At 42.2% G+C, this 15,370-nt stretch carries 9 protein-coding genes and 1 pseudogene; 2 read left to right on the forward strand and 8 right to left on the reverse strand.

The genetic code is table 11. The features are described 5' to 3' along the window. Positions 1-117 precede the first annotated feature (117 nt). Positions 118-585, reverse strand: coding sequence for an anaerobic ribonucleoside-triphosphate reductase-activating protein (gene nrdG / locus OCU36_RS18825; RefSeq protein ID WP_261840029.1), 468 nt, complete (start codon positions 583-585; stop codon positions 118-120). 143 nt (positions 586-728) lie between these two features. After that, positions 729-2,849: an anaerobic ribonucleoside-triphosphate reductase gene (nrdD, locus tag OCU36_RS18830; RefSeq protein ID WP_261840030.1), complete on the reverse strand. Its 2,121-nt coding sequence runs from the start codon at positions 2,847-2,849 to the stop codon at positions 729-731. A gap of 303 nt (positions 2,850-3,152) precedes the next feature. Between nrdD and OCU36_RS18835 the strand changes: the two genes are divergently transcribed. Then, positions 3,153-4,031 (forward strand): endonuclease/exonuclease/phosphatase family protein, encoded by an 879-nt coding sequence (locus tag OCU36_RS18835; protein ID WP_261840031.1) that lies wholly within the window; start codon positions 3,153-3,155, stop codon positions 4,029-4,031. A gap of 117 nt (positions 4,032-4,148) precedes the next feature. Here OCU36_RS18835 and OCU36_RS18840 read toward each other — a convergent pair whose 3' ends face one another. From OCU36_RS18840 to OCU36_RS18855, 4 genes are all read right to left on the reverse strand, one after another. Further along, positions 4,149-4,580 carry a YeeE/YedE family protein gene (locus OCU36_RS18840; protein ID WP_261840032.1) on the reverse strand — a complete coding sequence of 144 codons (432 nt, stop codon included), beginning with the start codon at positions 4,578-4,580 and terminating at the stop codon, positions 4,149-4,151. Continuing rightward, the gene (locus OCU36_RS18845) at positions 4,580-5,047 is read right to left on the reverse strand and encodes a YeeE/YedE family protein (protein WP_261840033.1); all 468 of its coding nucleotides are present in this window, start codon (positions 5,045-5,047) and stop codon (positions 4,580-4,582) included. Before OCU36_RS18845 ends, OCU36_RS18840 begins: the two co-directional genes overlap by 1 nt. A gap of 251 nt (positions 5,048-5,298) precedes the next feature. Next, positions 5,299-6,531, reverse strand: a complete 1,233-nt coding sequence (locus OCU36_RS18850) for a glycosyltransferase (protein WP_261840034.1) — start codon at positions 6,529-6,531, stop codon at positions 5,299-5,301. A gap of 210 nt (positions 6,532-6,741) precedes the next feature. Next, entirely contained in the window at positions 6,742-7,839 is a 1,098-nt protein-coding gene (locus tag OCU36_RS18855) for a ketoacyl-ACP synthase III (protein ID WP_261840749.1), read from the reverse strand. A gap of 122 nt (positions 7,840-7,961) precedes the next feature. Here OCU36_RS18855 and OCU36_RS18860 point away from each other — a divergent pair. Beyond that, positions 7,962-8,171: pseudogene (locus OCU36_RS18860) on the forward strand (thioredoxin domain-containing protein); the annotation flags it as partial. Between the two features lie 498 nt (positions 8,172-8,669). Here OCU36_RS18860 and OCU36_RS18865 read toward each other — a convergent pair. Both OCU36_RS18865 and OCU36_RS18870 read right to left on the reverse strand, forming a co-directional pair. After that, positions 8,670-10,091, reverse strand: a complete 1,422-nt coding sequence (locus OCU36_RS18865; RefSeq protein ID WP_261840035.1) for a hypothetical protein — start codon at positions 10,089-10,091, stop codon at positions 8,670-8,672. After that, positions 10,091-15,049, reverse strand: coding sequence for an AAA domain-containing protein (locus OCU36_RS18870; protein ID WP_261840036.1), 4,959 nt, complete (start codon positions 15,047-15,049; stop codon positions 10,091-10,093). Before OCU36_RS18870 ends, OCU36_RS18865 begins: the two co-directional genes overlap by 1 nt. Positions 15,050-15,370: the final 321 nt, after the last annotated feature.

Raw genomic sequence — 15,370 nt, forward strand, 5'->3', positions numbered from 1 at the left:
TAGTTTAATATTTCATCACAGTAGAATTGAGTACACCCCAAAAGCAAAAAACCTCAACGGTCGATTGAGGTTTTTTCTTTACATAATCACAGAGCCATTTAGCTTGATGTTGATCCACTAAACTCTAAATTGATGAATGATTTGGTTAGAACTGCCTCTCCAATCTAGCATAGGATCCGCTTTATCTTGTTCGAAACGACCGTCAATCAGAGTATCAACGTATTCCAATACTTGCTTCTGCTTTTCATCAAGCTCAGTTAACTCATAGCCAGTCCACATCCAAATATCTTTACCTTCACATTCTGCTTTGACACGCTGAACAAGCTTAAGCACTTCAGACACGTTCGCAGGATGCAGCGGATCACCACCAGAAAGCGATAACCCACGGCGCTTGATTCGAGGATCATTAAGATCAGCAACGATGCGATCTTGTAACTCTTGCGTGAACAAGTGACCAGAGTCCAATCTCTGCGTCGATTGGTTATAACACCCACGACACTGGTGCACACAGCCCGATACAAACAAAGTGCAGCGTGTTCCGGGGCCGTTGACAACGTCGATTGGGTGATATTGGTGATAATTCATAAGGCAGTATTGAAACTCGTGATTGCTTAATGGTTTGACACGGGGAATGGCTAGCGTTGAAGCGAAAGAATGGGTATCGACATAGCGCCGATACCCATGCTGTTTCTAAATACCAATCTTGTATCTAAAAATCATGAACCTGACTAAAGGTGCTTCACGCGGCGTTTAACTTCTTCTTGTTTACCGAAATTAAATGGTCGTGCATCCGGGCTACCAAGGTAACCACAAACGCGGCGTGTTACCGACACTTTCGTTGAGTCGTGGTTGCCGCACTTAGGACAAGTAAAGCCCTTACTTGTACAGTCAAACTCCCCGTTGTACCCACACTCGTAACACTCATCAATGGGTGTATTCGTGCCGTAGTAAGGTACGCGTGTGTAGCTGTAGTCCCACACATTTTCTAATGCTTCAATGTTCTTCTGCATATTCGGGAATTCACCGTAACAGATGAAGCCACCGCTAGAGATATCAGGATAAGGCATCTCGAAATCGATCTTGTCGTATGGGTTCACTTTCTTCTGAACGTCTAAGTGGAAGCTGTTGGTGTAGTATCCGCGGTCTGTTACGCCTTCAATAACACCAAACTCTTTAGTGTCAATACTACAGAAACGACTACATAGGTTTTCACTTGGTGTGCCGTATAAGCTGAATGCGTAGCCCGTCTCTTTGGTCCAAGACTCCACTTCACGCTTCATGTACGCCACAAGTTCAAGCGCTTTAGTACGCATTTCGCCGTCATCGTACAAGTGCACATCAGTGCCGTACAGCGCAGTCATTGCTTCGTGGATACCGATGTAGCCAAGAGAAACAGACGCACGACCGTTCTTGAAGATATCAGCAATAGAGTCGTCTGCTTTCAAGCGAACGCCACACGCACCTTCCATGTATAGGATTGGCGCCACACGCGCTTTCACGTTTTCTAGACGAGAAATACGCGTTTCTAGTGCGCGACGAGCTAGCTTCAGTTTTTCATCAAGCAGTTCGTAAAACTTAACCATATCTTGCTTCGCGTTAATTGCAATACGTGGCAAGTTTAAGCTAACAACACCTAAGTTGTTACGCCCTTCATGAATCAACTCACCATTTTCTTCGTAAGTATTCAAGAAGCTACGGCATCCCATAGGCGTTTTAAATGACCCTGTCACTTCTACCACTTTGTCGTAGTTTAGAATGTCTGGGTACATACGCTTAGATGCACATTCAAGCGCTAATTGCTTAATGTCGTAATTTGGATCTTGTTTCTGGTGGTTCAAACCATCTTTGATTGCGAACACCAGTTTAGGGAATACTGCTGTTTTACGGTTCTTACCCAAACCTGCGATGCGGTTCTTCAAGATAGATTGCTGGATCAGTTTCGAACCCCAGCTTTCGCCTAAACCAAAACCAAACGTAACGAATGGTGTTTGACCGTTAGCCGTGTGTAGCGTGTTTACTTCGTACTCCAAAGACTGGAACGCGTCGTAACACTCTTTCTCAGTACGAGAGATAGCAAAAGCTTCTGGGCTATGAATGTCCCACTCTTTTGCTAACGATAAATGCTTCTCGTAGCTTGCCATTACGTAAGGTTCTAAAACCTCGTCGATACGGTTAATCGTTGTACCGCCGTAAATATGGCTCGCCACTTGCGCGATGATCTGTGCGGTTACCGCTGTCGCCGTAGAAATCGACTTAGGTGTGTCGATTTCCGCGTTACCCATCTTGAAGCCATGCGTTAACATGCCTTTCAAGTCGATAAGCATACAGTTAAACATTGGAAAGAACGGTGCGTAGTCGAGATCGTGATAGTGAATGTCACCACACTCGTGAGCTTGTACGATGTCACGCGGCAAAATGTGTGTTTTTGCGTAGTGCTTAGCCACGATACCCGCCAACAAGTCACGCTGAGTTGGGATAACTTTACCGTCTTTGTTGGCATTCTCATTGATCAGATCAACATTGCTCTCTTCGATCAAACCTTCGATCTCACGTGTTAGCGCACTTTGCTTTTCACGGGCAGTATCACGGTCATGACGATATTCAATATAAGCACGAGCTAGAGACTTATATGGTCCCTGCATTAGCTCGTTCTCGACCAAAGTCTGGATTTCAGAGATATGAACTTCATCGTAGTCTTCGAGCTTCAACTCAACAGCTAGCGCTACATTCAGTGCATAAATAGCAATTTCTTTATCGGCTTTGTCTGATGCTGCTTCCACTGCAGCTTGGATGCGATCTCTGCTGAATGGAGCTCTTGAGCCATCACGCTTGATTACGATTGATTTCACCACTTCTCCTTACTCTTGATGTATTCACAGACTTATCCACAAACACACTATATAGAGCGAATTCTCGTTTAACTAACACTAGATATTGTGGCGTATTTAACGAGAACCACCTAATTTGAGTATTGATTTAGATCAATAAAATACTCACGTAGACCAAGATCAATTCAATATTATTACGTCAGTTCTCAAGTCTAAAAGAAACAATGTAACAACAAAAAAACAGCGAAAATGAGTTGAATTTTTGGTAAGTGTTGTAGGATAAAGGCTCAACTATATTAACCCGCCAAATTAAGGGCATTTAACATGAATCGATGGCAAAAGTGGATAATGTTTGCTTGCTTACTCAGTAGCCATGCATTTGCCGAACCTTTGACCATTTTCAGTTGGAATATTGAATGGTTGTCAGACAGCACTGCTGTGAATAAGTTTTCTGAGCAACGGGACCAAGCGGATTACGATAAACTCGAACAGTATTTTCAATCCTTGAATGCCGATGTGGTTGCCTTTCAAGAAGTCGGTGACGTAAACACCATTCAGCGCATCGCTGGCGATCAATATGAAATCTTGATGTCTGATCGCTCATTACCCAAAAACAGGAGTCGACAATTTAAAGAAGTGAATCAATACACAGGGTTCGCGGTTCGTAAAGGAATCACACTCACCGACTACGCCGACTTTCCTTTGGAATCGAGTGCCAGCAGTAAGCTTAGGTTTGCCAGTTACATGGTCGTAGAAACGGCAACCAAGCCGATTCACATGTTGTCTGTGCATTTAAAATCAGGTTGCAGCGGCGCTTACAAGTCAAATAGCAATTGTTCAAGGCTCAAAGCGCAAGCACAGCAACTTAATCAGTGGATACAGCAAAGAGAACGCAACGGTCAGGATTACGCGATACTCGGCGATTTCAACCATAACCTTTCGTACTCAAGAGATTGGATGTGGAAAGACTTAACTAAAAATACCGACGCTCAGTTAGCAACAAGGAAAACCCGCGCAGATTGTAAGGTACGTTCAAACCGCAATAACCACCGAACGCATCAGTTTCGCTCGGTGATTGATCATATTGTCGTCAGTAAGTCACTAAACGCAACTCCGGCAAAACAAGAGATATTTGAAACGCAAGACGTGCTGAATTATAAACTCGGTGATCACTGCCCAGTTTCCACGACTATCCAACAGTAGATCTTGGTATAAATAACACTAGATATAAAAAAGGCTGACTCGCTTTTCGACTTAAAGCGAGTCAACCTCTCTGTTCGAGCAGCTAACAACCCATCATCTGAGCCTATGCAAAAAATACTAGCCGGTTTTATTCGTACGACCTGCCAGCCACATACCCATTAGCATACTGATCATAAATACCCACACAATTGAATTGCCACCGCTGAGGCTGGTTACCGCAGGTCCCGGGCAAAAACCGGCAATACCCCAGCCTAAACCAAAGGCTGTTGAACCTAAGATCAACTTTCTATCGATTAACGGATTATTGCTGCTGTCTAGAGGCTCACCATTAACGGCTTGAGCGCGCTGTTTAATCACCAGATGGTAAAACGGAGCGAACACCAATAGCGCGCCACCCATAACGAATGCCAAGCTGATGTCCCAATCACCTGTAATATCTAAAAAACCAAGCACCTTCTTAGGATCAACCATACCTGAAATGATCATGCCAGACCCAAACAGAATGCCTGAAAGTAAACCGATAACTATAGTAAATGACGAGTTTTTCATTATGCCCCCAAGCCAATCAGATTTTTGACAAGCACAGTTGCGATGGCCACACTCATAAAGACACAGGTCGCCACGATTGACCGTTTGGATAAACGTGCCATCCCCACAATACCATGGCCACTAGTGCAGCCATTTGCCGTCTTAGTACCAAAGCCGACCAAAAGGCCAGCAATAATAACGAGCGCTAAATTCATCTCTTCCAATTGAGGAAGTTGGTATCCTGTTGGAATCAATAACCAACCACTCGCTACCATTCCAACAATAAAAGCAAGTCGCCAATGTTTTTCGGTTTGGCCAATTCGCGCATCCGGACCTGACTTCAGACCTTTATTTGAATTGAGTGGCAACAGACGGCTAACAATGCCACTGATCCCTGCTACTCGCCCAATGCCTAACATAAGAACGATTGCTGACACACCTAACAACATGCCACCAAAAAAAGCATTCCAAGGTATTAAATTAATCACAGACCTCTCCCAAAATGACTTACCTATAAACTCATCACCTTAACTTAAATTAGAGTTTACTAATAAATGTAAATTAGTCAACACTAATGTAATGAGATTGCGATGTGTTAGAGACACGTTTACTGTATCGAAAATTAGGACGACAACAACGAGGAAAGACAAAATCTAAGCCGATACAAAAAAGCCCTAGGCATTAACCTAAGGGCTTATGATGAGTTTTGATTGATACGCTATCATTCGTACCGCAACCGTTACTTAGCCTTATTCTTTTCTGCTATCCACTGCGACATGTACTTAGTACTTGCCATGCTGTGGTGCTTGAGCATCGAACCAAAGAAATTATCGAGTCGATGTGATTCAAGCTCAGAATCTAGGGCAATCAACCGCTTGATCAATCGGTTACCCAGTTGATTCTGCTCATAATGCGCTTCAAGAATTGAATGACATTGACTTTGGGTCTTAAGCCACTTCTCTTGATCTTGATAAAGAGCTACCGCTTCTTCCGCAAACGCATCGATATCGTCTGCAACCGCGCCCGGCCATTGCAACTCACCTTGCGGCAACATGCCTTCACGACCAATCTCACTGGTCACATTTGGAGTTTGCAGCTTCATCGCGTCAAGTAACTTCCCTTTGATCCCTGCACCAAAACGCAGTGGCGCTAAACATACACGCGCCTGCTCCATCACTTCTTGAGCGTCTTTTGCCCAACCTTTGATATGGAAACCGGTTTTAGGGTTGTGTAATGCGGTCGCTTTTGGCGGCGGATACGATCCATAAATATGAAGCTCAGATTCAGGCAACTGTTTGCGGATCTTCGGCCAAATCTTTTGTAACTGAAGCACCGCATCCCAGTTAGGTGCATGTCTAAAGTTGCCTATCGTCATGAAATGCTGACGTTCTTCAAAGCTTTTCGTGCTCTCAGGAAGCGTATTAAGATCCACCATGAACGGCAGATGATGAAGCAGTGTGGGATCGATTTTGAACTCAGATTGAAGCAGTTCCATCTCATGACTTGAGATGATCAACGAAAGATCACAGCGCAAAATCGCGGCAATTTCACGTTTAGCTAAGTCACTATGCAGATGTGCTTTGGTCAGTTCCGTCTCTTTCTTAACCGCTTCGTGGCGCGCATTACGCAGAAACTGTAAGTCTTCAGTATCCAATAGTTTGAACGCATTCGGACATACCTTCTCAACACGCCAGCCAAACTGCTCTTCCATCATAAAACGGTCAAACATCACGATATCAGGTTGCAGATCATCAATGTAATCATCAAAGCTATCACAATTTAATTGTATAGATTGGCTTGTGATCCCCTCTTCTGAGAGATCAATCATGTGCTCGGTTTCTTGAGCGGGCGTGGCAAATTCAACGCACCACCCTTGCCTTTTAAATAAGCGTAAAAGAGACATCATGTGGCTGCCTGCCGCCGATGAATTCGGTTCAGGCCAAACGTAGCCAATGGCTAAAACTTTCTTCAAAACATTTCCTAATACATAACAAAAGGGCTCCAATGAGCCCTTCTAATGTTAACTTTTATCAAGCGTTCTCTCTTTAGATTACAACCACATTAGCCCTTGCTAAAGGTGACAGTGTAACCACTAAAAATATTAAGTGCTATGTTGAGCAATATACACTCAAACCGCTTAATCGAGACCGGTTTGGTTCATGAGCTGAACAACGTCATCCTGCTACTCGTTCTCTGAGTTAGGACGCGTTTTACAGTGTAAAATCGCGCTTTCTAGAAGCTCTAACGCCGATTTATCAGCTTGCGGAAGCTTAGCATCCGATTGACCTAGTGGTTCAACGCGACTGCCCCACTTAATATGGCCAGCTCCCCATGTTAAACCTGCTCCAAATGCCGCGACAAGGATATTGGAGTTCGGCTTAACGAAGCCTTGCTCTAATGATTCACACAGTGCAATTGGCACGGTAGCAGCCGATGTGTTGCCGTAGTTTTGGATGTTAACAAACGCTTTTGAGCGCTCAATACCCGCCATATCACACAGAGTTTGAATAATTCGGATATTCGCTTGGTGCGGAATCACCACGTCGATGTTATCGGTAGAGATACCAGTTCGGCTCAACACAGTGTGCGCCGCAGCCCCCATACCTTTTACTGCACGCTTAAAGATCTCTTTACCCACGAAATCGAAGTCCCAGTAACCGTTATCAGCCGCAAAACGATCCATGGATGTACCGAATTTTGGTACCGCGAGAATGTCACGCCCTTCAGCATCGCAGCCGATTTGAGCTTCTTGTAAACCCACTTGTTCTTCAGTACGCGATAAAACCACCGCGCCCGCACCGTCTCCAAAAAGAACCGCGGTATCACGCTTAGTCCAATCGATGAAGAATGAAAGGCGTTCTGCACCCACAACGATTGCATTACGGTAGTTGCCCGCTTGAATCAGTCGAGTCGCTGTTTCAACACCGTAGATGAAGCCGGTACACGCCGCGTTGAGGTCAAAAGCGGCTGCACTCTTAATGCCCAAGTTCTGTTGAACCTTAGAGGCGATATTTGGGATAAGAGAATCAGGGCTGCACGTTGCAATGATAACGAGGTCGATGTCTTCAGCCGTTAGACCAGCACACGCCATGGCATGTTGCGCGGCAACCGTCGCTAACTCAGAGGTATTGACATGACTGATACGACGGTTTTCGATACCGGTTCGAGTTCGAATCCACTCGTCAGATGTCTCAATGAAAGTACTTAGATCATCATTGGACAGCACGGCTGGTGGCAGACACTTTCCCCAGCCAGTAATTTCGGCGTAAAATTTTGTCATCATTTACCTGTTTATTGTTTGTATTTATTTAAGTATCGTATTCTTGTTTTAAACAGTATAAGCGCTCCGTGCGTGATTCGTAAATCGCGTTAGCCACAGAGTGGCAATAAAAAGAGAAAGTTATGTCTACATTCAACACACGCTGCCCTTCTTGTAATGGCGTAAACCGAGTTCCTTCAGAAAGAGTTTCAGAAAGCCCCACATGTGGTAAATGCAAAACAGCGCTGCTCGACGGCGCGCCTATCGAAGGAACGTCACTGAATTTCCAATCCATCTTGAACAGTTCACAGCCTGTGGTTGTCGACTTCTGGGCGACATGGTGTAACCCATGTTTTGTGGATGCGGTAACTGCGGCTTAAATCTTGTCAATCATAAGTAAGCTCTTTTCTCGAGGTTCGCTCAAATAGAATATAACTTTTTATATGGAAATAGAGCGCTATTTATCTAGTTTAATTTTTTAGCTGGTCCCCAGTAAATGTATAAAACGTAAATTTGTTAGTGATAAATATTAATAATAATCACCTTTACATATATAGTCTGGATTTATTCTAGAATTTAATTTATTTCCAATACATCATGAATGTGTCGCTGGGTAACTAAAGGCACTACCTGACAATAAAGATTACTAGACTAAGGTTGATAACTTTCTCTGCTTGTACGCCACTACCTATTTTTATCCTTGCACATTTCAGGATATAGACGTGTTTCGGAAAGTTGAATGTTAGAGGTTAATCGATACGTGCAGGTATGAAGAATTTGAAAAGCTCCACCATCGATGGTGGAGCTGTTGTACACAAGGTTGTCGCTTTACTTACTAAAAATCCTCGATATCATAATTTCTCTAACAACCCTAAATTATGCTTGTTATTGAATGAAGATGAGCCACCAATATAATCTTCCGCAATATCAGAAATAGTATTTATCAGTTTTAAATCCGTTGTTATGAAACCTACCGGAATGCTGACGGGATGTGTTTCTGGCCTTGACACGTGGTAGCATACAACCGCGAAAGTTCCCTCAAGTACAATGACCTCTACACTTCCCCCAAGAAAACCCTCAATTATGCCATGGAGGTTATTTGACCCATTCCTAAAATCATTTTTCCAAGCTCCAATCGTCCGCCTATCCGTCACATCTGACAACGGCAGATAAATGTAAGGGGTGTATATACGTTGAGGATTATTTTCTTGTGTAAGCTGCGCTTGTTCTATTTCATTGAAACAAAGCTCAAGCTTTTTACTTTTTCCCCAAAAAGCATCAGAAGGTGCAATCCACGTAAATTGCTTTACAGCTTTATCCTTTGATTTCATGAAAGACGCTGGAAGTCCCTTCAAGATCTTTCGAATATGCTCCCAGTTATTTCCAGCATAAATGGGACCTACAAATGGAATTTCTTTTTTATCATCAAGCAAAGCTTCTGCATAACGATGTCCTAATGCTGCAATATCTATTGAGTTGCTATTGAATATATCTTTTGTCCAAGTATCACCAAAAGATTTCATAGCCACACCAATCTCTTGAATGTTCTGGCCCTTTTGGGATTGATTTAACGCAATAGTTATTGCTTCATGCACTTCAGATGAGTCATTTAAATTATCGAAGTCTTCTCGTTCAATGGCTTTTCCTTCTTGATCAATTGCAAAGTAAGTCGTTAAACGCATTGGATCTTGTGTTAATTTACTGACGGAATCAATTGTATAAATACTAGGCCGTTCACTTCCTTCGGTACGAACTCCTTTTAAGTACTCATTATCCAATAATTGATAGAAATTCCTTTGAAAGTTTGACTTTGCTAACCCTTCTGTTTCGGATAGCTTTTTATTATCAACGGACAACTTGATGCCAGTATGCCACCCACCCGAACTGCGTTTACTCCCAATGCAGTTAAAGCCACAAAGTTCAAATGAAAGCGCAGCACCAGTTTCTTGGATTGAGTTGGTTTGAGGCGGTTTGCCAATCCCTTTGAAGTACCCTGCTGATTGCTGGGTGAGTTGAACAAGACCTAGCTCATTAAAAACAAGGTCCCCTTTGTCCATCAAATCACCAATAGCTTCATTAACTTCAAGCTTATTTAAACCTAAATAAGTTGCAATCTGAGATGGTTTCATAGGTGCTAGTTGCACTAACCTCAGCACAAACTCTCTCATGAACGAAAGTCCCTGCTTAGTCACGTATGAAAAGCGGAAGTTAAAACGCTGAGCAGGTACTATGAAATCTACCTCATGATAATTTGATCTAATTTCTTCAGTCATTATTTGACTCCATTAAGGTCGCAATTAATTTTGTGGATACGATAGTCAGACGAATCTTTGGTTTGTCCAGATATGTAACTTAGTACTTTGCCTAACGGCAGTGTACTGTTGTGTCCTTGCCACATATGGGTTGAACCAACAATCATCAACCGATCCATTGCCCTAGAAATTGCGACATTAATGCGATTCGGAGTTCTCAAAAACTTTGGTTTCTTATCGCGACTTGAGCGAGTCACAGAGAGGATAATGACTCTGTTTTCTTTACCTTGATAGCTATCAACAGTATCAATTTTAATAAGGTCCTTGAAGTCATCGCTCCACTCTATCTCTTTGAACTTTTGGCGAATTAGTCTTTTTTGTTCGCCGTACATGCAAATAACACCAATGGCTGCTTCACCTTTTTTCACCACGCCCTTTAGCTCCGCGACAAACTCAGGTTTATTAGCGATATCTTTTAATAAATTGATAATGATATCTGCTTCTGTTCGGTTATATATACTGACGCCACGATCCCTGCGATGGTCAGCCTTGTCACCCAAATGCGATGTATCAACCCAAGACACCACGCTTTGCAGCATTTCAGGAGCAGCACCATAGATATCAGGAACTTTACGCTCACCATTTTGTAGTTCACCCTTATAGAAAGTATCCGAAACGATATTTCCAATAGGTGGTGCCATACGATACTGTGTCAGCAAGGATGCGCCTGCTTGCTGACCGTATGGTGATTCAAACGCTCTCGCGAAATCACTTTGCAAAACAGCGTCGATATCAATGTCTTTGTCGGCCAAACCAAGTTTAAGAGCCAATGCTTTTTTATGTGCATCAGAATACAAAGGAGGTAATTGTTGATGGTCACCGACGAGTAAAACTCTTTTGCCCGATTGCATCGCAATAGCAAGCTCACTCGCTATTGAACGAGCTGCTTCATCGATAATAACCCAATCGTATTGATTATCGGCGATACCTAAATGACGTTGCCCTATACCAACACAAGTACCAGTCACTAATTGTCTAGAACGAGCAAAAAACTCATCATAATTAACACGCTCTGTTTCAAGTACATCTAACATATCGCCTGAGATATTGGCTAGTGCTATAGCTTTTCCTGCTTCGTCAGGCCTAACTGAATATCTCGAACATAAGTACTGAATCACCTTGGTTTTTGCATTCCGAACATCTAAATTTTCGTCGTAACTAATGCCATATTTGCTACTTAATGCTTCGCGGATAGTCGCATCTAAATCAACTACATTTGTCTTAATGATGTGCTGCTCATCTTTTTCAAGCCCCCCATCCTTCATCGACTCCAATGATTTATGCAAAGTATCAATCTGCTTAAACAAAGTGAGCTCAGCTTCCACCAAATCAGTCAAAAACTCAGCCTGTAAGCCAAGAGCTTGAGACAACGATGCAACTCGATACTTTGCTTCAGCTCTAAATAACTCTCTTTTTTCTGCAACTATCGCATTTGAGTAAACATCTTTAAGACCTGTTGAAACTGCACCTTCTCGGTTACTAAATCGAACAACATCCAATTCCGTGTCAAGACGAGAACAGTGCTTGCGAATCCTTTCTGCTGCCGTATTAACGGCTTCATGCGATTGACTAACTAGAAGAATATTTTTTACATTCTGCTTTTCTATCAAGTGGTGCACAAATGCCGCAATGAACTCCGTCTTACCTGTCCCAGGGGGACCTTGTAACATTGAAAGAGGCCCGTTACTTAATAGTTGCTGGAATGCTTTCCTCTGTTGCTGATTCAGGCTAATTTTATTGTTATGCTCATCGGTACGATCGTAACGAGCAAAGTCGTCAGATGTCACTGGCTTATCATATTGTACCGTCGGAGAGCTGCAATCTGGATCAAAATACTGAGCCAGGTTACTAACAACACTTTCATGTTCCAAAATGCGCTCTAAAGCTGCCTTACGTTTAACGTAAGAAGCTTTATCTTGCTTTGTACGGAAGAAAACTTGGTCTCCATCCTCTAGATTCCTTGCTTTGAAACCGACGCGATGTAATCTAATCTCATTGAGTGCACTTTGTTTAAGCTTAACTTCACCGAGGCGAACTTCATCCTCGCCTACAATTCTTAAAGCTTCAATAACATCATTTTTATTAAATTGCCCTAGTGCATCAACGTCAGAAGTGTATGGAAGAATTAGTTCGTCATCAGAATCTTTTACTTCGTTTGCCCCCCCAATTACCTCAATATATGGATAGGCTTGGGTTTCAGTCTCCAGAACTGCTTTCCACAATTTATCAGTTGATATTACAAGATGATCTGGAGACGTATTTTTAGCCTCAATGTTTTTAAATACTTGAGCTAGTTGGCTAGTAAGCCCATCAACTTTCTCCTCATCTTCAACTGGTTTAAGTACCGTTTCTACTGTTCTATTAAATGACTCATTGCCCATCAACTTTTTAGTTAATTGGCTTAATTCCATAACAGAACCAGACTTAATCGTGATGGCAAAGTCTAAAACCAGTTGGCATCTTTCAATATCTTTCGGATGAATGGAGTCTCGTGCACGAGGTGGGAAAGAAACAATAAAGCCTTTTTCATTCGTTGTGTAAATGACACGAGCACTACCGCCAAGCCCATAAAATGTAACCATTACATCAGTACTGTTTTGGTTACTTTTCTCGACATGGACATACAGTTTTCCGTTATCGGGATAAATTGTAATCATTTCAAAATCTTTGTTGCTGCTAATAGTAACTGGGGCAATGGATACAGATTTCTTAGGTTTTAAAGCTGCTTTAAATCGAACAAGATCTTTGAATCCTGCACTAGGATCGCTCGCCTCAACCTTTAGGGCATCACTGAGTTCTGGTAATTCACTTAAATCGACTCCCCATTCACCACCTAGTAGTTCGAACGACAACCTCATGACTGCAAAATTATCACGCTCAAAAGGTGTACAGTTATCTATATTTTCGGGGCTATAAAGATGATTTTTCGGTTCATCACCATTAGCAGAGAAATCAGGCACATCTATAAACGTTAAGTCAAAACCGTCAACTGTCTTAGTTAGAATAATGTTCTCTGGGTGTAAATCGCCATGATAGAGGCCTAGCCCGTGTAAATGCTCTACAGACTCAACTAACTTATCAATCACCGCCAAACGTTGCTTGCTGCCAATTGATACCTTATTCCAAGTTAACCCTTCAACCTTATCTGTTACCATAAATAGGCTTGAAGACTTAGTGGCAATACCAAACTCTCTAACACATGGCAGGTATGGTGGGTTTATCGATCTGATCTTCTCAAGACGTTGTAAAAAGTGCAGTACTTTATAGCTTAGTGCTGGGTCATCAACTGATGGATTAACATTAAGCCATGCTTTTACCATTAACCCATCTGATACATAAACTTCCTTCTCGTCAGTTTCCACGATAAGGTCATCATCTTCACGATATTGACGGGAGTGACTAATGTTTCTTCTATAGGGCTCAAGTTCACTATCATCAAATTCAAATGTACATGCATCGCTCGGCTCAGCTTCTTTTAACGCATCAAACAGTTCTTCAGCATTATGATAACGCCCCCCAGCAATTGCATTTTCTATGACCAAACCGTACCATTCTGGGCAAGAAGCTAGGTTCTCATCTAGTTTTTCTAAACTAACCGGCGAAATTCGTTCATCATTCAAAATATGCCAACATAAAATGCCAAGTGTTTTTACATCACTTTGAAATGGGGACAGCTCATCATCCGCATTTTTACCCGATATAGATAACTGTGAGCGATAATCACCAACAGTGCCAATGGGTTGATGGTAGGCAGAGATGAAGTTAGATAATGCAATCTCTTTACCAGGAGAAATCCAAAGACTATGGTCTCCTAAATCACGATGAGCAACTTTCATCCTATGCAAGTCTGCAAACTTAGCTACTAGCAACTTAACTAAGTTTGCGCGGTCAACTTCAGAGAAGTTTTTACCAAACTTACCAATGAATTCGTTAAATCGACTATGGTTTGGTGGTAGTTCAAATACTTCGTTAAATTCAGTCGTTACATCATCAGGCTGTACATTGGTTAAAGAACGTAAACAGTGTTTATATAAGTCTAAGTTCTGGTGCTTGATATAGCTGAGCACCTCTCGCTCCCGAGAAACGATGCTATATCGACCTTCAGGTGTCCCGCCTTTCACCCCATCAAAATTTTTAAAATTCCAGACACGCAGTAACGCTTCGTCCTGTTTGGATGATTCTGATTTCGCTAAAAATTCCTTGTACAACTTGGTTGGGTGTTCATCAAATATCAGTGATTCAGCTTTGTAGCCATTTACACTAATTTGTTTAGGTGCGGTTGAGTTGCCTAAGAACAGTTCATCGAAAATAGCGAAATCTTGGTTCAGAACTTGCGCATTTGGATGAGGACGAAACTTATCATTGAATGTTTTTTGATCGGCGTAAGTTAAGAACTCATCTAGGCTGATCGTGTGATGTAATTCTGTATCTGGGAGTTTGCTAAAATCAGCATTGCCTGACATCACAACGAAAAAATGAACAAACGGTGTGAAACCTTTATTGCTAAATCGGTGTTTCTCACGTTTAAGCTTATTGTCCAACAAGAACTTTTTGTTTCGCGTGACACTCACAGGAGAGCGTCCCATCAGCTGATTATTCTTGTACCATTTATCCTGACTACAAGTAATCTCACCATGATTCCAATCTTTCAACTCAATAATGAAAACATTACAATGAGTCACAATGACAAGGTCAAACTCCCCTTCGTAGCCACGATCTGAATCCACAAACCTAAATCCAGCATATCCTTTCCATGGGAACATTGATGAACCACCAATACTGCGCAGTTGATCTTGTAGAGAACCACCACGTGCTGATTTGCTACTCTTCAATTTCGGTTTGGCAAAAGCAGCTTTAATCATATCAATGGCTTTAATTTCTTGGGCTTGAAGCCCTCCTTCCCAAAGTTCTATTTCCAAGGTTTACCTCGTTATTAACTAACTTTATAAAAATGCAGGCATAATATGCACAATCCGACATACCAATCTGAGCACATAATAAAGTATTAGTTAGAATAGGTCAGCCTAAGACAACAGTATTGAGTTAAAATCTTAGAGCCAAACCGTTTGGGGACAAAAGTAAGCTTGTGCCATTCAGTTGATCCCGGGAGCCGCAAGTATCTCTGCTTTTTCTATGAGCTGCTATTTACTGTCTGGCCAGAAGTAATGGTATCAATTTGAACTCTACGTAATTGCAAAGCAGCTTAACGAGGACATTCTATTAGCCCTGTTATTCTCAGC

It is taken from the genome of Vibrio artabrorum (genome assembly GCF_024347295.1).
In the GTDB taxonomy this organism is placed as follows: Bacteria; Pseudomonadota; Gammaproteobacteria; order Enterobacterales; family Vibrionaceae; genus Vibrio; species Vibrio artabrorum.

Coding starts and splice junctions, on each gene's coding strand:
- nrdG (WP_261840029.1), bottom strand. CDS start 585: ATGAATTATCACCAATATCACCCAATCGACGTTGTCAACGGCCCCGGA.
- OCU36_RS18835 (WP_261840031.1), top strand. CDS start 3,153: ATGAATCGATGGCAAAAGTGGATAATGTTTGCTTGCTTACTCAGTAGC.
- OCU36_RS18840 (WP_261840032.1), bottom strand. CDS start 4,580: ATGAAAAACTCGTCATTTACTATAGTTATCGGTTTACTTTCAGGCATT.
- OCU36_RS18855 (WP_261840749.1), bottom strand. CDS start 7,839: ATGACAAAATTTTACGCCGAAATTACTGGCTGGGGAAAGTGTCTGCCA.
- OCU36_RS18865 (WP_261840035.1), bottom strand. CDS start 10,091: ATGACTGAAGAAATTAGATCAAATTATCATGAGGTAGATTTCATAGTA.